This is a genomic window from Pseudomonas sp. W2I6 (genome assembly GCF_030815935.1).
Taxonomy (GTDB): Bacteria; Pseudomonadota; Gammaproteobacteria; order Pseudomonadales; family Pseudomonadaceae; genus Aquipseudomonas.
Map to the genome: position 1 here is coordinate 1,902,553 of NZ_JAUSXJ010000001.1, position 19,807 is coordinate 1,922,359.

Annotated in this window: 17 protein-coding genes; 8 read left to right on the top strand and 9 right to left on the bottom strand. The window is 61.9% G+C overall.

Going from position 1 to position 19,807, the window contains the following annotated elements:
• Positions 1-99: 99 nt before the first annotated feature.
• From msrA to QF039_RS09035, 7 genes are all read right to left on the bottom strand, one after another.
• Positions 100-606 carry a peptide-methionine (S)-S-oxide reductase MsrA gene (gene msrA, locus QF039_RS09005; protein WP_003215613.1) on the bottom strand — a complete coding sequence of 169 codons (507 nt, stop codon included), beginning with the start codon at positions 604-606 and terminating at the stop codon, positions 100-102.
• Complete coding sequence (locus tag QF039_RS09010) at positions 603-2,090, bottom strand: MFS transporter (protein WP_177122691.1); 1,488 nt, start codon at positions 2,088-2,090, stop codon at positions 603-605. The genes msrA and QF039_RS09010 overlap by 4 nt, the downstream gene beginning before the upstream one ends.
• Positions 2,091-2,292: 202 nt before the next feature.
• Complete coding sequence (locus tag QF039_RS09015; protein WP_003215617.1) at positions 2,293-2,763, bottom strand: Lrp/AsnC family transcriptional regulator; 471 nt, start codon at positions 2,761-2,763, stop codon at positions 2,293-2,295.
• A gap of 27 nt (positions 2,764-2,790) precedes the next feature.
• Positions 2,791-4,098 carry an FAD-binding oxidoreductase gene (locus QF039_RS09020; RefSeq protein ID WP_178903695.1) on the bottom strand — a complete coding sequence of 436 codons (1,308 nt, stop codon included), beginning with the start codon at positions 4,096-4,098 and terminating at the stop codon, positions 2,791-2,793.
• A gap of 83 nt (positions 4,099-4,181) precedes the next feature.
• On the bottom strand, positions 4,182-5,021 hold the full coding sequence (locus tag QF039_RS09025; protein WP_003215621.1) for a transporter substrate-binding domain-containing protein: 840 nt from the start codon (positions 5,019-5,021) through the stop codon (positions 4,182-4,184).
• A gap of 74 nt (positions 5,022-5,095) precedes the next feature.
• Positions 5,096-5,860, bottom strand: a complete 765-nt coding sequence (locus tag QF039_RS09030) for an amino acid ABC transporter ATP-binding protein (RefSeq protein ID WP_023658742.1) — start codon at positions 5,858-5,860, stop codon at positions 5,096-5,098.
• 15 nt (positions 5,861-5,875) lie between these two features.
• Complete coding sequence (locus tag QF039_RS09035) at positions 5,876-6,841, bottom strand: amino acid ABC transporter permease (RefSeq protein WP_008434702.1); 966 nt, start codon at positions 6,839-6,841, stop codon at positions 5,876-5,878.
• Between the two features lie 215 nt (positions 6,842-7,056).
• Here QF039_RS09035 and QF039_RS09040 point away from each other — a divergent pair, with 215 nt between their 5' ends.
• The 5 genes from QF039_RS09040 (at position 7,057) to QF039_RS09065 (ending at position 12,890) form a co-directional block, all read left to right on the top strand.
• A complete protein-coding gene (locus QF039_RS09040) occupies positions 7,057-7,464 on the top strand; it encodes a VOC family protein (protein ID WP_307517556.1) in 408 nt (135 codons plus the stop codon).
• Positions 7,465-8,148: 684 nt separating this feature from the next.
• Positions 8,149-10,206, top strand: a complete 2,058-nt coding sequence (locus tag QF039_RS09050) for a methyl-accepting chemotaxis protein (RefSeq protein ID WP_307517558.1) — start codon at positions 8,149-8,151, stop codon at positions 10,204-10,206.
• Between the two features lie 70 nt (positions 10,207-10,276).
• Positions 10,277-11,182, top strand: a complete 906-nt coding sequence (gene gcvA / locus QF039_RS09055; RefSeq protein ID WP_087693730.1) for a transcriptional regulator GcvA — start codon at positions 10,277-10,279, stop codon at positions 11,180-11,182.
• A gap of 75 nt (positions 11,183-11,257) precedes the next feature.
• Positions 11,258-12,085: a DMT family transporter gene (locus QF039_RS09060; protein WP_008434678.1), complete on the top strand. Its 828-nt coding sequence runs from the start codon at positions 11,258-11,260 to the stop codon at positions 12,083-12,085.
• 43 nt (positions 12,086-12,128) lie between these two features.
• On the top strand, positions 12,129-12,890 hold the full coding sequence (locus QF039_RS09065; protein ID WP_307517562.1) for an SDR family oxidoreductase: 762 nt from the start codon (positions 12,129-12,131) through the stop codon (positions 12,888-12,890).
• 63 nt (positions 12,891-12,953) lie between these two features.
• Here QF039_RS09065 and tkt read toward each other — a convergent pair whose 3' ends face one another.
• Complete coding sequence (gene tkt, locus QF039_RS09070) at positions 12,954-15,014, bottom strand: transketolase (RefSeq protein WP_307517564.1); 2,061 nt, start codon at positions 15,012-15,014, stop codon at positions 12,954-12,956.
• Between the two features lie 189 nt (positions 15,015-15,203).
• Between tkt and QF039_RS09075 the strand changes: the two genes are divergently transcribed.
• The gene (locus QF039_RS09075) at positions 15,204-15,443 is read left to right on the top strand and encodes a DUF465 domain-containing protein (RefSeq protein ID WP_177044948.1); all 240 of its coding nucleotides are present in this window, start codon (positions 15,204-15,206) and stop codon (positions 15,441-15,443) included.
• 125 nt (positions 15,444-15,568) lie between these two features.
• Here the strand turns inward: QF039_RS09075 and QF039_RS09080 are convergent, their stop codons facing one another.
• Positions 15,569-16,936, bottom strand: a complete 1,368-nt coding sequence (locus tag QF039_RS09080; RefSeq protein WP_307517568.1) for a VOC family protein — start codon at positions 16,934-16,936, stop codon at positions 15,569-15,571.
• 38 nt (positions 16,937-16,974) lie between these two features.
• On the opposite strand from QF039_RS09080, the gene QF039_RS09085 reads away from it, so the two are divergent.
• Entirely contained in the window at positions 16,975-17,172 is a 198-nt protein-coding gene (locus QF039_RS09085) for a hypothetical protein (RefSeq protein WP_307517570.1), read from the top strand.
• Positions 17,132-19,768 carry a glucosidase gene (locus tag QF039_RS09090; protein ID WP_307517573.1) on the top strand — a complete coding sequence of 879 codons (2,637 nt, stop codon included), beginning with the start codon at positions 17,132-17,134 and terminating at the stop codon, positions 19,766-19,768. The genes QF039_RS09085 and QF039_RS09090 overlap by 41 nt, the downstream gene beginning before the upstream one ends.
• Positions 19,769-19,807: the final 39 nt, after the last annotated feature.

Genomic DNA, 19,807 nt, shown 5'->3' on the forward strand with positions numbered 1-19,807 from the left:
TGCTTTATGTGGGAGCGGGCTTGCTCGCGAAGGCGGTGGGTCAGTGAAGAACTTGCTGACTGACACACCGCCTTCGCGAGCAAGCCCGCTCCCACATTTTCAACCGCGTTTCGGCAGTTTCCAGTTGGGTCGGATGAAGTGGCAGGTATAGCCATTCGGAATCCGCTCCAGGTAATCCTGATGCTCCGGCTCCGCCTCCCAGAACGGCCCCGCCGGTTCGATCTCGGTGACGACACGGCCCGGCCACAGCTTTGAGGCGTCGACGTCGGCGGCGGTGTCTTCAGCGATGTCGCGTTGCTGTTCGCTCAGGTAATAAATCGCCGAACGGTAGCTGGGGCCCAGGTCGTTGCCCTGGCGGTTGGGCGTGCTGGGGTCGTGGATCTGGAAAAAGAACTCGAGGATCTGCCGGTAAGTGATCACCGTCGGGTCGAAGACGATCTCGATGGCTTCGGCATGGTTGCCGTGGTTGCGATACGTGGCATTCGGCACATCGCCGCCGGTGTAGCCGACCCGCGTGTGCAGCACGCCGGGGTAGCGGCGCAGCAGGTCTTGCATGCCCCAGAAGCAGCCGCCGGCGAGCAGGGCGGTTTCGGTCGGGTTGGTCATGGTCTGTGCTTCCCCTTGTTGGATACCTCGCTAGTTATGGGGGCAGGTTGGACGATTCCAAGGTCGAGGGGCGCGCCTTCGATCGGCTTCGTCCGCGTTGCCCGCAGCGCCATCAACAGCGCCAACACGGGTGCCAGGGTAAACAGCGCGAACAGCCAGCGCGCGGCATGGGCGATGCCGCCATTGCCCGCCACTTCATTGATGCCCGCCATGTTCGAGATCACCCCCGCCAGCGCCGCGCCCATGGCCATGGCGAACAGTTGCAGGGTGGTGATCGACGAAGCGGCCGTGTCCTTGTCCTGTTCCGAAGCCACTTGCAGGATGCGCGTCAGCAGGTGCGGCCAACCCAGGCCGATGCCGAACCCCACCAGGAACAGCCCCAGGCAGATAGGGGCCAGCAATGTCCATTCGCCCTGGCTGGCGATGGGCGTAGTGATCGCCAGCATCATCAAGCCCGCCACGATAAACAGCGGCCCCGCGATGATGGCGCGATGTGGGCCGCGGCCGGTCCAGCCGGAGCTGATGATTTCCGAGACCGTCCAGCCGGCCGCCATCAGCGCGGCCATGTAACCGGCGATCAGCGGCGACTGGCCATGCAAGTGCTGCAGAAAGTACGGCATGAAGATCTCGCTGCTCATGCCGATCACCAACAGACAGGTGGTCGCATAAAGCGCGCAGAGCGGGGTGCTGAACTTCAATGCATCCCGGGGCAAAAGACGCACGGTGGCGCTGGACTCCTTGCGGATCAACAGCACCACCAGCACGACGCAGGTGGCGATACCCAACAGGTTCCAGCTCGGCAGCGCCGAGACGCTGCCGGCACACACTGCCAGCACCGCGCCCGCCAGCAGCACCAGTTGCGGCACCGGCAAACGGGCGGTGGCGGTCGCCGTGGTGTCGCGCGGGGGCAGGGCGCGGCTGGTGAGTACCATGTACGCCAGGCTCACCGGCACCATCGAGCCGAAGGCTAGGCGCCATGCGTCCATCTCGGCAAACACGCCACCCACCGCCGGCCCGACGAGCGTCGCCACGCCCCACATCCCCGACACCAGTGCCATTGCGCGCGGCCACAGGCGCTCTTCGAACACCAGTTGGATCATCGAGTAACACAGGGCCAGCAAGACCCCGCCGCCCAGCCCCTGGATGGAGCGCCCCGCGAGCATCACCGGCATGTTCGGCGCCATGGCACAGATCAGCACGCCTACCATGAACACCAGTGTGGCCAGCGCATACGCCAGCCGTGGACCGGTGCGTTGCAACAGCTTGGAGGTGAGGGCGGAACCGAGGATCGAGGCCACCACGTACAGTGTGGTGCTCCACGCATAAAGCGCCAGGCCGCCGATTTCGGCCACCACCGACGGCAGGATGGTGGTGGCGATGTAGGTGTTGGTGGCATACAGCGCGATGCCGCCTGAAAGGGCAATGGAGCGCGTGGCGTTCTTGCCGCTAAGCAACTCGCCCCAACTGCTGTCTTGGGTTTGCATCAACGATTCCTTGTAATGCGTTCGCGGTATGGAAGCCGGCGAAGGGCATAAGCGTCAGGCTTGAGGTAATTAACCAAGCAATTGCTTTTAATATTGCGTTGAGGCGAATTATTTTGCAAGGAATGACTTGTCAGGTGGCTGAGTCGCTATGGCAGCCGAGGGGGGAGCGTGAGACGCGCGGTTTCCCACGGCCGGCAGCACTTCACACCATCAGTTTCCGGCTGAACTTGGTTTCCATCACGATATGCGAAGCGGTGTGCGCCACCCCTTTGATCATGTTGATCCTGATGAGCTCGGCATTGAGTTCGCTCAGGGTGGCGGTGGCCAGGTGAATGATGAAATCGGACTCCCCCGAGACCGCGTAAACGGCCTGCACCGCTTCCATCCTGCGCAGCGAGGTCATCACATCGGTGTAGCTCTTGTTGGTGCAGGAGGTCATGGTAAAGCAGGTCACCGTCTGCTGAAGCCGGTCCTGGTCGATGCGCACGCTGTAGCCGGTGATGACGCCGGCCTTTTCCAGGCGGGTAATCCGCTCCTGCACCGCAGAGCGCGAGACCCCGAGCTTGCGGGCCAATGACGCGGTGGGTTCGCGTGCGTTGGCTTGCAGCAGGCCAAGCAATTGCCTGTCCTTGTCGGTGAGGTTAAACAATGGACCGGGATTCTGCGTATCCATGGACACGTCCTTGACCCTCGCTGGGGTTCAGTTTTTATGAGTCGCCCTGTGTTGCGAGCGCTTTTCCTGAAACATATCCATCATTTTCAGGCCGGCGTAAACCGTTTGTGCGGCCGCCGGGCCCAGGGGGCCGCCATTCCATTCCAGGCCGTAGGCATCGAACAGGCGGTAGCGATCGGTTTCGCCGCAGATCGCCTCGGCGATGACGCGTGCGCCGATCGGCGCGGTGTTCATACCATGGCCACCAAATGATGTACACGCCCACAATCCCTGCCCCAGCGGGCCAATGTGCGGCATCTTGTGCCGCGCATAACCCATCAACCCGGACCAGGCCTTGTCGATCCTGATGCCGCGCAATTGCGGATAAACGTCGAGGATATCCTGCGTCAGCAATTGCCCCAGGCGTTTCTCATCCTGCAGGTTGCGCGTGGTAATGCGGCCGCCCCAGAGCAGGCGGTCGCCCTCGACGATGCGGTAATAGTCCGAGGCCCGGCGGTTATCGCCCACGGCATCGGAGGTACAGACCGCCTCGGCCAGGCGATCGCCCAGGTGCTCGGTCAGCACTGCATAGGTCGCGATGGGCAGGAAGGCGCGGCGTAATTTGCCGAACTCAGGCCCCCCATAGCCGCCGCAGCAGTACACCACGTGGGCACAATCGACAGTGCCCTGATCGGTGATGACCCGGTGTCGCCCGTTGCGGCTTTCGACGGCGGTCATGGGCGAGCGTTCATGGATTTTGCCACCACTTTGCTCGATCAGTCGGGCCAGGCCGAGGCAATAGTTCAAGGGGTGAAAGTGAAAGCCATGGTTGTCGCGCAGCGCCTGGAAATACCGCTCGGTCTTGAGCTTTTCGCGCACCGCCTGGCGATCCAGGTAGTCGAGGTGAAAGTCGAAATCCGCGGCCATTTTGTCCCGCACACGCTGCAGGTTGTCGCCATCCTCGTAGCGCACAACACTCAGTTTTCCCGGGGTTGGCGTGCAGCCGGGCAACTGATGACCGGCGATCATGCCCCGAACAATCTCGACGCCTTCAAGCGACAGTTTGAACAGCGCGGCGGCCGTCGGTTTGCCGCAGCGTCGCTCAATGGCGGCCAACCCTTCGGACCAGCCCTGGAGCACGAAGCCACCGTTGCGCCCCGACGCTCCCCAGGCCACGCGACCGGCATCCAGCAGCACCACCGACTGCCCGCGGGAGACCAGCTCCCACGCCGTGCTCAGCCCCGCCAGCCCGGCGCCGATCACGCACACATCGGCCCGGGCGTTGCCACACAGCGCCTGGCGTTCAGTCGTGTCGCGCATCGTGGCGGTGTAGTAATTGTTGTTATAGGTGTACATGAAGTCGGTCGTCCTTTTTTCGCGGCGCAGGCATACAGCGCGCCGCGTCGAGGACGGGGCGCCTGTACGGCCTGTGGGGGTTTTTACTGCACCTGGGTGAGGTCGGCGCCGTACCATTTCTCTGACAATTGCTTGAGCGTGCCGTCGGCTTTCATGTCGGCGACGATCTTGGTCAGCGCGCTGTTGAACGCTTCATCGCCCTTGTCCACGGCGATGGCCAGGGGTTCGTAGTAGGCGGGTTTGCCTTCCACCCTGACGATGGGGTAGCCATTCTTGACGGCGGCGACGATGGTGGGCAGGGCGGACAGGGTTGCGTTCAGGCGCACCCCGTCCCCCATGCGCAGGTCATCCAGCGGGCCCATGCTGTCGCCGTACGTGCGAACCTCGCCGGGGGTGACTTCGTAAGTGAACGGCGGCACATCGGCGGCGTCGATCTTCAGGCGGCGGTTGATATAGTCCTCCGAAGTCGTACCGGCTTCGACGCCGATGATCTTGCCGTTCAGGTCCGCCACTTTGGTCTCGGCCGCGTCCTTGTGCACCGCGAATACATACGGGGTGTAGTAGTAGATCGCGGGGAAGTCGAGCACCCGGGTGCGCTCGGTGGTCGGGGTCATGGAGCCGACCGACAGGTCCCAGCGGCTCGACCAGCGCCCGGCGGTGATGATCCCGTATTCGGGCGTCACGAAGTCGACTTTGCTGCCCAGGCGTTTGCCGATTTCGCTGGCGACGTCGATATCGAAGCCTTGCAGCTTATTGTCCGGGCCCAGGAACGATTGCGGTGGCCAGTTGGCCGACGTGGCCACCTTGATCACCTTGGTTTCATGGATGCGGTCGAGGGTCGAGCCCGCCCAGGCCGCGCCTGTGAGGCTGGTGAGGGCGGTGGCGACAGCGGCTGCGGTGAAGAAGCGAGTGAACGAGATCATGGGTAAGCCTCCAGTATCTTGAGTGCGGTGCCTGTTGTTTTTATCGGTGACTTCGCAAGGTTCGACGGTGCTGCTCAGTGGCTGAGAATCTGCGACAGGAATTCCCGGGCACGCTCGTGCTGCGGGTTGTCAAAAAACTCGGTGGGTTTGGCTTGCTCGATGATGCAGCCCTGGTCCATGAAGATGATCCGGTCGGCCACCCGCCGGGCGAATCCCATCTCGTGGGTGACGCAGACCATGGTGATGCCGTCCTGGGCCAGTTCGCCCATCACGTCCAGCACTTCCTTGACCATCTCGGGGTCAAGGGCCGACGTGGGCTCGTCGAACAGCATGATGCGCGGGCGCATGCACAAGGCCCGGGCAATGGCGACGCGCTGCTGCTGGCCGCCCGAGAGCTGGCTGGGGTATTTGTCGGCCTGGTTCCCGATGCGCACCCGGTCCAGGTATTCATAGGCCAGTTCGCGGGCCTGGGGCTCGCTGAGCTTGCTCACCAGGCGCGGTCCCACCATGAGGTTCTCCAGCACCGTCATGTGCGGGAACAGGTTGAACTGCTGGAACACCATCCCGACCTGGCGCCGTATGCCCGCCACGCAGGCGGCATCACGGGTCAACTCGGTGCCCTCGATGAACACGTGGCCTTTCTGGAAGTCTTCCAGCAGGTTCAGGCAGCGAATCAACGTGGACTTGCCGGAGCCCGACGGCCCGCAGACCACAACGATTTCACCGCTGGCAATGTGCAGGTCGATGCCCTTGAGCACATAAAAATCGCCATACCATTTATGCATGTCCTGGATCGATATTGCAGGGTATGGAGCAGGGACTATCGAGGGCTGATTCATCGTCATGCTCCTGGTTCAGCGATGGGCGCGGTTGAAGTGCTTTTCCAAGCGGGCCTGGACGGTTTCCAGCACGATCGACAGCAGCCAATACAGCACGGCGGCGGTGATCAGCATTTCCAGGTGCCGGAACTCGGCGCGTCCCTGGGTTCGTGCCAGGAACATCAGCTCCCAGACGCCGATCACCGACACCAGCGAACTGTCCTTGAGCATCGAGATGAACTGGTTGCCCGTTGGCGGAATGATCAGGCGCATGGACTGCGGGAGAATCACCCGGGTCATCGTCTGGAACGGGTTCAGGCCAATCGCCCGCGAGGCTTCCCACTGGCCCCGCGAGATGCTGCTGATACCGGCGCGGAAGATCTCCGTCATGTAGGCGCCATAACACAGCGAGAGCGCCAGGATCCCGGCTGGAACCGCTCCGACGACATAGCCCAGTTGAGGGATGCCCAGGTAAATCAGATAGATCTGGATCAGCAGCGGAACACCGCGGAAAAACGAGGTATAGAAGCTCGCAATCGCAATCGCGAAGCCGTTGGAAGACAAGCGCGCGGTGGCGCCCAGCAGCGCCAGGACGAACGCAATCGCAATCGAAATCGCCGACACGTAGACGGTGGTGAACACCCCCTGGGTGATCATGAAGCCGATTTTGGTCGCGATGAAACTGTAGGAAAGGTTGAAGGTGTCGAAGAACAACAGGAACAGCACCAGCAACTCGCACCAGACCGTGATGATCTGCGCGCGCAAGGGAAAGCGGCCAAGGATGAACAGGTTCAGCACCACCGTCAGGGTGAACGTGCCGCCCACTGCAATATCTCGTGCCAGTGGTGCCTTCAGGTCGAGAACGATGGGGCCCATCAAGTGGGAGAGGCGGCCTTCACCGACGCCGCAGGCGAGCGTGATGATGAAAATCACCACGGCCACCGCGCCCATGAATACCGCGCTGTCCGTCATGCGGGTCTTGACGATATGGTCTCTGTACATGGCTTACGCGCCCCGGGGTGAGCCCCTTTATTGTTGTAAGCCCATTATGGGTTGACGAAATGCCGGGCGGCACCCTGCGTATTGTTGGGATTTGTGGTTTTTATGAGCGTATGAGGGGAGGGGAGCCGTACATATGCCGGACGGAGTCATCAGGCTTTCGCCAGCAATCATTTCGCGCCAGACTCATGGGCATTCATCGCCCCAAGGTAGCCACCATGATTTCCCATGTGTTTTTAGGTACAGGTGATTTTGATCGGGCTTTTGCTTTCTATTCGAAGGTGATGGCTGAGTTGGGCCTCAGGTTGAAATTTTGCGATGCGGATAAACCGTGGGCCGGTTGGGTGGCTGAAACCGCACCTCGTCCGATCTTCGTCATTGGGGCGCCATTTGATGGCAACCCCAGTGCACCCGGGAATGGGCAGATGGTGGGGCTACTTGCGCCCAGTCGGGAAGCGGTTAGAAGAAGTTATAGAGCGGCGTTGGCGCTCGGCGGGATATGTGAAGGAGAGCCTGGATTAAGGCCTCACTACCACCCCGATTATTACGGCGCGTATTTTCGAGATACTGATGGCAACAAGCTGTGCGTGTGCTGCCATGATCCACAAGCAAATTACCCTCGGTGAGGGTGAGTTGAACGAGCAAAAGCTGAGGCTGGGATTTCGCATAGGCCAGGACGCTACGCGGCAGTTTGTTTCCGATGCCTTTCTGGAACGTACATTCCGAAGAGCGTCGACCCGAAGCACCCTCTCAACACGTTTTGTGAGGACCCGTCGCCAACGTCTGCCATGTGAGTCCGAGCTGCATCAATTTCCCCACAGCAAAAGGTTCACCAGGTTCGGCAAACCCAGAAAGTAAATCCCGCTCTCCGCCGAAATTCCGCGCGCGCCGTCCATTGGCACTCCTGATTCAGCAAGCACTCACCCTGTGGCGAGGGAGCTTGCTCCCGCTGGGCTGCAAAGCAGCCCTGAACCCTGCAATCGATATCGACCTGACGGACTACCAGTGCCTGTTTTGGGGCCGCTTCGCAGCCCAGCGGGAGCAAGCTCCCTCGCCACAGGTTGTCGGCCGCCCTCACGCTTGCGGTATTGGTCAGACGGTTACCGTTCTGCCACCTGCGCTGAGTGCTTTCGCCCCATTTTCGCGCACGGCACAGCGTGTTTTGCACGACGTCCCGCCTATCCAGCGGGCCCGACAACAGCGGTCCGTTTCTTGCTAGAGCCAGCTTAATCAATGACATGGCATTTTGCCGTCAATCATTTCAAAGCTTGATTCGCCGCACAGGCGAGTGGTTCTAGGAGTAGTCGGACATGCAAAGTGTGTTGTCGCCAGGTATCCGCCTGCTCGGACGTTTTGGATTCGCGCGCAAGTTCCAGATCCTGTTTTTCCTGTTCATGCTGCCCCTGGCGGGCAGCCTGTGGATGATCGCGCAGGAGTACCGCACCAAGCTGACGGTGATTTCCAATGAGCAATCCGGGGTACGCGAACTGTTAGCGCTGGATGCCCTGGACGCCCAACTGACCGCCCAGCGCAACCTGGCGGCGCGCTGGAAAGCTGCCGACATCCTCCACGACCAGACACCCGCGGCCAAGGCGGCCATGACTGCGGTCGATACCAATTTCCCGCTGATCCTGCAAAGCGTGCAGGCCCTGGGCGAGGCCCTCAAAGCCCAGAACGCCCGCCCGGATACCCTTGCACGTTTTGAGGCATTGCAAGCCTCGGTCACGGGCATGGATTCCCAATCCCTGCGCACCGTGGGCTGGTGGCCGGATGGTTATGACCGTTTCACGTCTGCGCTGAGCGCGATGCAAACCCTGCGCGAACAGATCACCATGGACACCGGGTTGATCCTCGATCCGTGGCTTGAAACCTATTTGCTGATGCAGATTTCGACCCAGCAAACCCCCGACCTGATCGAGCGTATCGGGCGTATGGCGAGCGTCGGGCAGTCATCCATCGCATCGGGGCAGTTCACCCTGCAAAGCCGTTTGCAGATGCGTGATTTGCGCGGTCGCATCGGCGACGCAAGGGACCAGTTGGTCAAGGCCGCCGCATCCCTCAAGGCCAAGCAATACCCGGGGCTGCAAACCTGGATCGCGCCATACGACGACAGCTTGCAATTGCTGGACAACGAGCTGAAGACCCTGGACGAAGGCGTGTTCGGCGGCACCATCAAGCTCGATACCACCGGCTTCGAACGCAGTGTGGATGGCATGCTTGGCGCCCTCGGCGCGTTGCGTAAACAGTCGCTGACCTCGCTGGACGCGCGCCTGGGTTACTACCGCGACAGCTCGCTCAAGCAATTCATCCCGGTGGCGGTCACGTTCAGCGTGCTGGCGCTGGCAGCCCTGTACCTGTTCGTGTGCTTGCAGGCATCGATTCGCCGCAGTGCCAGCGGCATCACCACCCTGGCCGAATCCCTGCGCGACGGTAATCTGTGCGTTGAAGTGGCGGTGGAAGGGCGCGATGAACTGGCGGCCATCAGCACGGCGCTCAACGTGGCGGTGGTGCAGTTGCGCACCAGCCTGCTGGGGGTCAATCACGAGACGCAGCAGTTGGGCTCTGCGGTGCTGACACTCAATTCGCAATCGGGCAGCACGCTGACCGAAGTGGAAGACCAGCAACAGCAGATCAGCCAGATTGCAGCGGCCGCCACACAGTTGGCCGCGACCTCCATGGGCGTCGCCAAGAGCTGCGAGCAGGCCTCCGGCAGCGCGCAGAAAACCCGGCAGATTGCCGAAGACAGCAGCCGCGACAGCCAGCGCACCACCGCGAGTATCCAGCAACTCAACCAGCGCTTGACCGACACCTCCGATGCATTGGAGCGCGTCAGCCAGCAGGGCCAGCAGATCCAGTCGGTGGTTGACACCATTCGGGGTATCGCCGAGCAGACCAACCTGCTGGCGCTGAATGCTGCCATCGAGGCTGCGCGGGCCGGTGAACAGGGGCGGGGTTTTGCGGTGGTAGCCGATGAAGTGCGCAGCCTGTCGCAACGGACCCAGGCTTCCACGGCGCAGATCGCCGGCACGGTCGACAGTTTGCGCGCGACGGTGAGCCAGGCGGTCACCCTGATGGGCGTGGCCTGTGAGCAGGCGGTGACCGATGCCGAGTCCGTCACGGGCCTGGGCCATCGCCTGGGGGAGATCGCCAGCGCGGTGCAGAGCGTCACTGACACCCTGGCGCAGATCGCCACGGCGGTTGAGGAACAGGCAGCGACGGCGGATGAAGTGAGCGGCAATATCCAGCAGGTTGACCAGGCCGCCGGGCGCTTGCTCGACGGCGCGCGGGCGGTGAACCAGGCGGCGGATATGTTGAGCAAGGGCAGCCGGGCGTTGAGCGACAACACGGCGCGGTTCCAGCTGGGTTGAGGGGCGGCCTACAGCGCAATGGATAGATGTTCTATCATGAGCATCTATTCATAAACGGTGAAGCAATGCCATGAGAGACCTGCCACCCACCTCGACATTGCGCGCCTTTGAGGTTGCCACACGCCACGCAACCTTCACTTCGGCTTCAGAAGAGTTGCATGTCACCCAGAGTGCCGTCAGCCATCAGCTCAAACACCTTGAAGAACTCTGGGGGTTGCAGTTGTTCCAGCGGGGCAAGTCACTCAGCCTGACGCCTGCCGGAGCAGCCCTTGCGCCGATCGTGCGCGAGTTTTTCATGAACCTTGAGGCGACACTCGCGGACCTGCGCGAGCAAAAGGGCAGGGTCCGGCTCAAGGTCAGTACCACCTATTCCTTCGCGCTGAAATGGCTGCTGCCCCGATTGCCGAGCCTGGCCCAACGGCACCCTGAAATATTGGTCACCCTGGACTCCAGCGACAAGATCATCAACTTCTCCAGTGCGGAGGCTGATGTTGCAATCCGCCTGGGCAACGGGAATTACCCGGCGCTGTATTCGGAGTTCCTGTTCCGCGAGCAGATTTTTCCGGTGGCCAGTCCCGATCTGTTGAAGCGCTTTGGCCGGCCACACACACCCGCCGAACTGCTGCGCTATCCCTTGCTGATGCGCGACGGCGCCGACCTGGTGCCGAAGTGGGAAGTATGGTTCCAGCACGTCGGGCTCGCGATTGCGCCGCTCAAGGAAAGTGTCAGGTTTGCGGACACCAACATGACGATCGAGGCGGCTTTGCTCGGCCAGGGCATTGCATTGGCGCGCAGTGGGCATGTGGAGTCAGAGCTGAGCGATGGCAGCCTGGTGAGGCTGTTCGATGTGCCGTTCCCGTCACCGGTCGCTTATTACTTTGTCTGCCCCAAAGGCATCGAGTCCCAGCCGCATATCGTCAGCTTTCGTGATTGGCTGATGCAGGAAGCCGTAAACGCCGGACTGGCTTACGAATAAAGCATGAGGATTTGCTCATTCTTCAATGAGCAGACTTCGCTTCAGTTAAGGCGCCGGTTTGCTTAGGATGGGCGCATGCCTTATCCCATTATTCTCCTGGTCCTCTTCGCCGCCTTACTGCACGCCAGTTGGAATGCGCTGCTGCGTGGCGGCGCCGACCGGCTCTGGTCGATGACGGTGATGTGCCTGGCGGTCGCTATCGCCAGTGGCGGCGTTGCGGTGTTCCTGGACCCTCCGGCGCCAGCCAGCTGGTTTTATGTGGTGCTGTCAGCGGTGCTGCACGTGGGCTACAACCTGTTCCTGGTGCGTAGCTACAAAGTCGGAGACCTGGGGCAGACCTATCCGATTTCACGGGGCTCCTCGCCGGTGCTGATCACCCTGGGTGCCGCCGTGTTTGCCGGGGAGAGTGTCTCGGCCAGCTCGCTTCTGGGCATTGCCCTGGTGTCGGGCGGCATCATTTCCCTGGCGTTCAGGGGGCGCCGGCTCGCCGTTCCCAGCCTGCCATACGCCCTGGGCACCGGCTGTTTCATTGCCGCCTACAGCGTGACAGACGGCATCGGCGCGCGCCTGTCGGGTGCGCCGATGGCCTACACGGTGTGGATGTGCGCCTTGTGGGGCGTGTTGATGCCGGCGGTGTATATCGGCCTGCGGGGCCCGAAAAGTCTGTTCAGCCTGCGGCCCGGGTTTTTCACGGCCTTCGCCGGTGGGCTGGTGTCGCTCCTGGCCTACGGAATCATTATCTATGCCATGGCCGGTGCGCCCATGGGCGCGGTCTCGGCCTTGCGCGAGACCAGCGTGCTGTTTGCGGCACTGATCGGCTATTTCTTCCTGGGCGAGACACTGACGGTCCGCAAGGTGCTGGCGTGCGTGGTGATTGCCACGGGCACCATCCTGATCGGCTGACAGCAGGCAAAGCATTTTCCACCACCACATGAAGGTTCGCGCAATGGATACCGTCCCGCAGGCACCGCTGATTCTGATAACAGGTGGAAGTCGTGGCGTTGGCGCCGCCACCGCGCGGCTGGCCGCCGCACAAGGTTATGACGTGGCGATCAGCTTCGTTTCCGATGAGTCTGCCGCCCTCGCGGTGGTGGCGGATGTAGAAGCGGCAGGGCGCCGGGCGTTGGCTGTACGCGCGGACAGCGCAGACCCGGAGCAGGTCGTCCAGTTATTTGCGGCGGTAGATCGGGCGTTCGGGCGCATCGATGTGCTGGTTAACAACGCCGGGATCAACGCATTGCAGTCCCGGGTCGAAGACTTGCCGTTCGAGCGGATGCAGCGGATTTTCGCGGTCAACGCGATCGGGCCGATGCTGTGTGCCCAGCAAGCGGTGAAGCGCATGTCGTTTCGTCACCAGGGGCGGGGTGGTGCCGTGATCAATATCTCGTCGGCATCCGCCCGGCTGGGCAGCCCCAACGAATATGTCGACTACGCCGCATCAAAGGGTGCTCTCGAGACCTTCACCATCGGGTTTGCCAAGGAAGTGGCCAGGGAGGGAATACGCGTCAACTGCATCCGCCCCGGGCATATCTACACCGACATTCACGCCAGTGGCGGGGAGCCAGGGCGGGTTGATCGCGTAAAGGATTCGATTCCCATGGGCCGCGGCGGCCAGCCTGAAGAAGTGGCTCGGGCGATCCTGTGGCTGGCAGGCGCCGAGGCGTCCTTCATCACCGGTACGTTCCTGGATGTCACCGGCGGGAAATGAGCAGCAGGGCGTGGCCTACCGAGGTTTCCCTCGGTAGGCCGCGCCCGGCAGGCATGCACTGGGTCAGCTGTTGAGCCTGACTTGCTCCTTCGCCAGCTTCACCACATTGTCCAGGGTAAAGCCGAACTTGGCCTGCAACTTGGACAGCGGTGCCGAGGCGCCAAAGCTGTTCATCACCACCTTGGCCCCGGTTTGCCCCACGTAGCGGTCCCAACCCAACGGGCCGGCCTGTTCCACCACCAGTCGTGCCTTCACTGCGGGTGGCAGCACGCTGTCGCGGTAGGCCTGGTCCTGTTCTTCGAACAGTTCCCAGCTCGGCATCGACACCACTTGCGCCGCCACGCCCTCGGCCTTCAGTTGCTCATAGGCGTCTATCGCCAGGCTGACTTCACTGCCGGTGGCCATCAGGATCACCTGAGGCTTCTCGGCGCCGGCCAGCACATACGCGCCACGGGAAGTGCCCGACGCCGCTGCGTATTTCGTGCGGTCCAGGGTCGGCAGGTTCTGCCGCGACAGCACCACGCAGGTTGGCCGATGGGTCTGGGCCAGGGCGATCTTCCAGGCTTCCAGGGTTTCATTCGCGTCGCCCGGGCGCAGGGTCAGCAACCCCGGCGTCGCCCGCAACTGGGTCAGGTGTTCGATGGGCTGGTGAGTGGGGCCGTCTTCGCCGACACCAATCGAGTCATGGGTAAACACGAACACCACCGGCAGTTCCATGATCGCCGCGAGACGAATCGGCGGTTTCATGTAGTCGCTGAACACCAGGAAGGTCGAGGTGTAGGTCCGCAGGTATGACAGCGCCATGCCGTTGGCAATCGCGCCCATGGCATGTTCACGAATGCCGAAGTGCAGGTTGCGCCCGCCGTAGTTCTCGGCGCTGAAGCGCCCGGCGTCGTCGAACGTCAGGTTGGTCTTGGTGGACGGCGACAAGTCGGCCGAACCCCCCAGCAGCCATGGGATCTGCTTGGCAAACGCATTCAACACCTCGCCACCGGCGGCACGGCTGGCGACGCCTTTGGCATCAGTGGCAAAGCTCGGCAGTTGCTCCTGCCAATGCTCGGGCATCTCGCCGGCACGCATGCGGCGCAGTTCATCGGCCAGTTCCGGTTCGTACTGTTCGAGGTGGGACAGGGTCTCAGTCCATTGCTCATACAGCGGCTTGCTGCGCTTGAGCAGTGCATCCCGCAGGACCGTGCGCGCTTCATCCGGCACCAGGAAGCTTGAGTCTTCGGGCCAGCCGTACGCGGCTTTGGTCAGGCGGATTTCTTCATCGCCCAAAGGCTCGCCATGGGCCGACGCGGTGTTGTGCTTGTGGGGCGAGCCATAGCCAATCACGCTGTCGACCACGATCAGCGTCGGTGCCCCAGTGTTTTTCTGGAAGGTGCTAAGCGCGTCGCTCAAAGCCAGCAGGTTGTTCGCATCGGTGACGTGCAAGGTGTGCCAGCCATAGGCCTGGAAGCGCTTGATCACGTCTTCGCTGAAGGCCAGTTCAGTGTGGCCTTCAATGCTGATGGTGTTGTTGTCGTAGATCCAGCACAGGTTCTCCAGCTTCAAGTGCCCGGCGATGGACGCGGCTTCGCTGCTGATGCCTTCCATCATGTCGCCGTCGCCGCACAGGGTGTAGACGTTGTAGTCGAACAGCATCTGGTCGTCACGGTTGAAACGCTTGGCCAGCCAACGCTCGGCCATGGCCATGCCGACGCTGTTGGCGCACCCCTGGCCGAGTGGGCCGGTGGTGGTTTCTACGCCGGTGGTCATGCGGTATTCGGGGTGGCCGGGAGTTTTGGAGCTCATCTGCCGGAACTGCTTGATGTCGTCCAGGCTGATGGCCGGTTGGCCGGAGCGCTTGCCGTGGGCATCAATCTCCACCACGCCGGCCAGGTGCAGCAGCGAATACAACAGCATCGAGGCGTGGCCCACGGACAATACAAAACGGTCACGGTTAGGCCAGTCGGGGTGCTCGGGGTGATAACGCAGGAAGCGGCTCCACAAGGTGTAACCGACGGGCGCCAGGCCCATGGGCGTGCCGGGGTGGCCGGAGTTGGCCTTTTGCACAGCGTCCATGGCGAGGGTACGAATGGTGTTGATGCACTGGGTGTCGACAGCGTTGGCAGCGTGATTCATGGAACCTGTTCTCCATCGGGTGACGATCTACAGTGGAGGGCAGCGTGCGCCAAAGGTTTTATGAAATCGTCTGCCCCGCGACGAACGGGGACGCAAACGCGACAGGTTGATCTCAAACATGACAAGAGCCCGCCGGATGGGCTAGCTTCAAGGGGCATTCAGTCAATGATCAACTTGCGGAGGTACTCCATGCCAGTGAAACACGACCTGTATCAGGACCTGACTTTCACCAGGGAAGACATTCAACAGCGCAGGGCGGGCGACAATTACCTGGATTCGCTGCTCCACCAATATGACAGCGCCGACAAGGAGGTGCTGGAGCTTGAGTCCGCAAGTGGCGGTGACGAGGAGCTGGAGAAATTGAAGAAGAAACGCCTGTTGATCAAAGACAAGATCGTCGAGCAGTTGGAGAAAGCCGCGGCCAAGTAAAATATTTGTTCAGAATTGCCTGAAAGACAGCGACCCCGTCGCTGCCTATCATGCCAACCGTTCGCCCGGCACTGGGGCTCTTAGACGGCGCATGGAATGCGCTGTGGCCGGGCGAACTCTCTCTTTCAAGCCAGCAGCGCGCGGGTGCATTCGTCAATCGAGCGCTGCTGGGTTTCACCGTACAACTTCAACTCGTCGATAGTCTGGCGGCCCAGGGCCTTTTCAAACTCGGCCTGGTTGGAGTTGGCCGCGTAGTGACTCTGCGCCGCATCCCCCAAATTCGACTGGAAAATCCCCGCCGCACTCACCGGCAGAAAATCTTCGTACACCAACGGCTCCACGTCCACGTGGCCGGCGGCGATCAGTTCGTCCAGGGTTTTAAACTTGTCCTGGGCGGCCAAGCCTTTCTCGGTCACGAAGTAGCGGAAGTACGCCAGCTCCTGCTCACGCATCTGCTGGTGATTATCGGGAAACGCCTGGAAGTGCTGCTCCATCAATTCGGTGTAGCGCCCGGCATTGGCCTCATTCGGAAACGCGCCCAATTCATCCCGTGCGGCATTCAGCAGTTGGTCATACAGCGCACGGCCCTTGGGGGTCAGCGCCACGCCGCGTTGTTCGATCTCGCCGAAGCGCGCGCTGTGGCTGCCCTTGGCATCGGTAAAGGCAATGGCTTCATCCAGGGCCTTGAAGCTGGTCTGGCGCAGCAAAATCGGACACTGGCGGCGCGGCGGACCCTCGATCACCGCCTTGGGGGTGATGCCTTTGCCGGGCATTGCGGCCTGCACCTGGTCAATGTCCAGGGTGCGCGGTGTCAGGTGGTTGATGTGCGGGCCCTTGAAGGCGACCACGTCGGCGATCAGCCGGTGCTGGTCGCTCAGTTGCTGGTATTGCGCGGCCGTGACGGTGGCGGTGTGGTGCCAGCGGAAGGTTTCCAGGGCTTGCTGGATAAACTCTTCGGCATGGGCGGCGTCGAGGCCGCCGTCGGCTTCGGCTTGTTGGATCAACTCAAGGGCGCGTGGGGTGAAGATCGAGCGCTTGGCCAGGGCTGACTGGGCGAAGGCCCGCAGTTCCGGGTTTTCGATCAGCTCCAGGCGCAGCAGCGAAGTGAACACCCGGAAGGGGCTGGTTTGCAGGGCGCTTTCATGCACGGCGCGAAAGGCGGTGGAATGCACCGGCACCCCGGCAGGCGTGAGGTCGTAATAGCCCACCGGCTGCATGCCCATCACCGCAAACAGGCGGCTGATGGTCGCCAGTTCTTCAGCGGTGCCCAGGCGGATGGCGCCGTGGCGCTCCCTGTCCAGGCGCTGGATTTCCCCGGTGCGTTGCAGTTGATGAGCCAGCGCGGTGTCGGTTTCCAGCACCCGGGAATTGGTCTCGGCCACCAGTTCCATCAGTGCGCCATACAGCGGCACTTCATCGCGGTACATGTCAGACATGGCCTTGGAGAAGCCTTTGCGAATCTCGTCAGGGCTGACTGGGCGGGCGGCGGGCATAGAAAAATTCCTGGCGGCTATAGAGAGGAAAAGCACGGATGCCTGATTTTGTTGGGCCCGTCGGCGCCTTGCAAACGAAGATTCCTCTGGACTTCATTCTGCAAATGAATGAGCTGGATGACGCCAGCTTCACGTGCATCTCACCGTCGAAGGGCTCTACACTGGCCGTCACCTCTGAACGCGACGGAAGACTCGATGACGGCACAGCCTGCGACGAACATTCTGGAAACGATTGAAGGCCAGCGCCTGGCCAAGCCTGACGGCGAGCGCTGGCGTGACTGGGGCCCCTACCTGAGCGAGCGGCAATGGGGCACGGTGCGCGAAGACTACAGCGCCGACGGCGATGCCTGGCGCTACTTCCCCCACGAACATGCCCGCAGCCGCGCCTACCGCTGGGGCGAGGATGGCCTGGCGGGCTTCAGCGACAAGGCCCAGCGCTGGTGCCTGGGCCTGGCGCTGTGGAACGAGCGCGACGCGATCATCAAGGAGCGCCTGTTCGGCCTGAACAACGCCGAGGGCAACCACGGCGAAGACGTCAAGGAACTGTATTTTTTCGTCGATGGCGTGCCGAGCCATGCCTACATGCGCATGCTCTACAAATATCCCCACGCGGCCTTTCCCTACGACGACCTGATCACCGAGAACGCCCGCCGTGGCCTTGGAGATGCCGAATACGAAATCCTTGATACCGGGGTTTTCGAAGACAACCGCTATTGCGATGTCACCGTCGAATACGCCAAGCACCAGCCCGATGATGTGTTCATGCGCATTACCGTGCACAACCGTTCGGACCAATCCACACGCCTGCAGGTGTTGCCGCACCTGTGGGCGCGCAACGACTGGAGTTGGACCCACGATGCCCCCAGGCCCGAGTTGCGCCTGGAGGGCGAACAGGTGGTGGCGCGGCACCATGAGCTGTTCGATCGCCACCTCAGTGCCTGGGGCCAGGACGGGGTGGAATGGCTGTTCTGCGAGAACGAAACCAACTACCCCAGGCTGGACGGGCAACCGGCGCCGGGGCCGTTCAAGGACGGGATCAACGACTATGTGACCACGGGGGCGCAAGCAGCGATTCGCCGGGATGCGGGTACCAAGGTGGCTGCGCGTTTCATCCTCGAGCTGGCGGGCCAGGAAAGCAAAACCCTGTACCTGCGCTTCGCCCCGGTGGAGGCGCCGTGGATCAATGCGCGCAAGCTGTTCGAAGAACGCCGTCAGGAGACCGATGATTTCTATGCGGCGCTGCAACAGGGCATCGCCGATGAAGACGCACGCAATGTGCAGCGCCAGGCCCTGGCCGGGTTGCTGTGGTCCAAACAGCTGTACTACTTCGACGTGAATCAATGGCTCGACGGCGACCCGGCCCAGCCCGCGCCGCCGCCCGAGCGTTTGCATATCCGCAATACCCATTGGCGGCACTTGTCGAATTTCGACATTCTCTCGATGCCCGACACTTGGGAATATCCGTGGTATGCCTCCTGGGACCAGGGGTTCCAGGCGGTGGCCGTTGCCCTGATCGACCCCGGTTATGCCAAGCAGCAACTGTTGCTGTTGGTGAAAGACCGCTTCATGCACCCCAACGGTCAGTTGCCGGCCTACGAGTGGCGTTTCGACGACGCCAACCCGCCGGTGCATGCCTGGGCCAGTTGGCGGGTGTATCAGCAGGACAAGGCGCTGAATGGCGTGGGCGACATGGATTTCCTCGAGCGGATCTTCCACAAGCTGCTGCTGAATTTCTCGTGGTGGGTTAACCGCAAGGACGCCGAGGGCCGCAACCTGTTCCAGGGCGGGTTTCTCGGGCTGGACAACATTGCGCTGTTTGATCGCTCGGCTGATTTGCCGCCGGGTTATCAGTTGGACCAGGCGGACGGCACAGCGTGGGTTGCGGCGTACGCGCTGGACCTGATGCGTATCGGCCTGGAATTGGCCAAACGCAACGTGGTGTATGTGGATATCGCGGTGAAGTTCTTTGAGCACTTCCTGTACATCGCCGGGGCGATCAACCGCGTCGACAATGGCGCCGAAGGCTTGTGGGATGAGCAGGACCAGTTTTTCTATGACGTGCTGCATCGGCCTGGCGGTGAAAGCGAACCGGTGCGCCTGCGCTCCATCGTCGGCCTGATGCCGCTGTTTGCGGTGCTGGTGCTGGAGCAGCGCGAGCATGAAGGGCTGGAGGGGTTGCGCGAGCGATTGCTGGGTTTTATGAAGCATCGGCCGGACCTGGCCAAGCTGGTGTCGCGCTGGAACGAGCCGGGGCAGGGTAATCGCCTGCTGCTGGCGCTGTTGCGGGGGGAGCGGACCAAGGATTTGCTGCGGCGGATGCTGGATGAGTCGGAGTTTCTCTCCACCTTTGGGGTGCGTTCACTCTCGAAAGCGTTCGCCGAGGAACCGCTGGCGCTGAAGATGAATGGCAATACCCTGTGTGCCCGCTATGAACCGGCGGAGTCCGATTCGCGGCTGTACGGCGGTAACTCCAACTGGCGTGGGCCCTTGTGGATGCCGGTCAACTACATGCTGATTGAGTCGCTGCGGGAGTTTCATCGGTACTACGCGGATAATTTCTCGGTGGAGTATCCGGCGGGGAGTGGGTATCTGGCGTCGCTGGAGGAGGTTGCCGATGGGCTCAGCCAGCGTTTGACGCGATTGTTTCTGAGGGATGAGAACGGTTCGAGGCCGTCGATGGTCGGGTATGCGCAGTTGGAGGCGGATCCGGCCAGTCGCGATCTGGTGTTGTTTCATGAGTACTTTCATGGCGAGACGGGGCGGGGGTTGGGGGCTTCGCATCAGACGGGGTGGAGTGCGTTGGTGGCGCTGTTGTTGCAGCCAAAAACCTGAAAACAGCACAATCAAAATGTGGGAGCGGGCTTGCTCGCG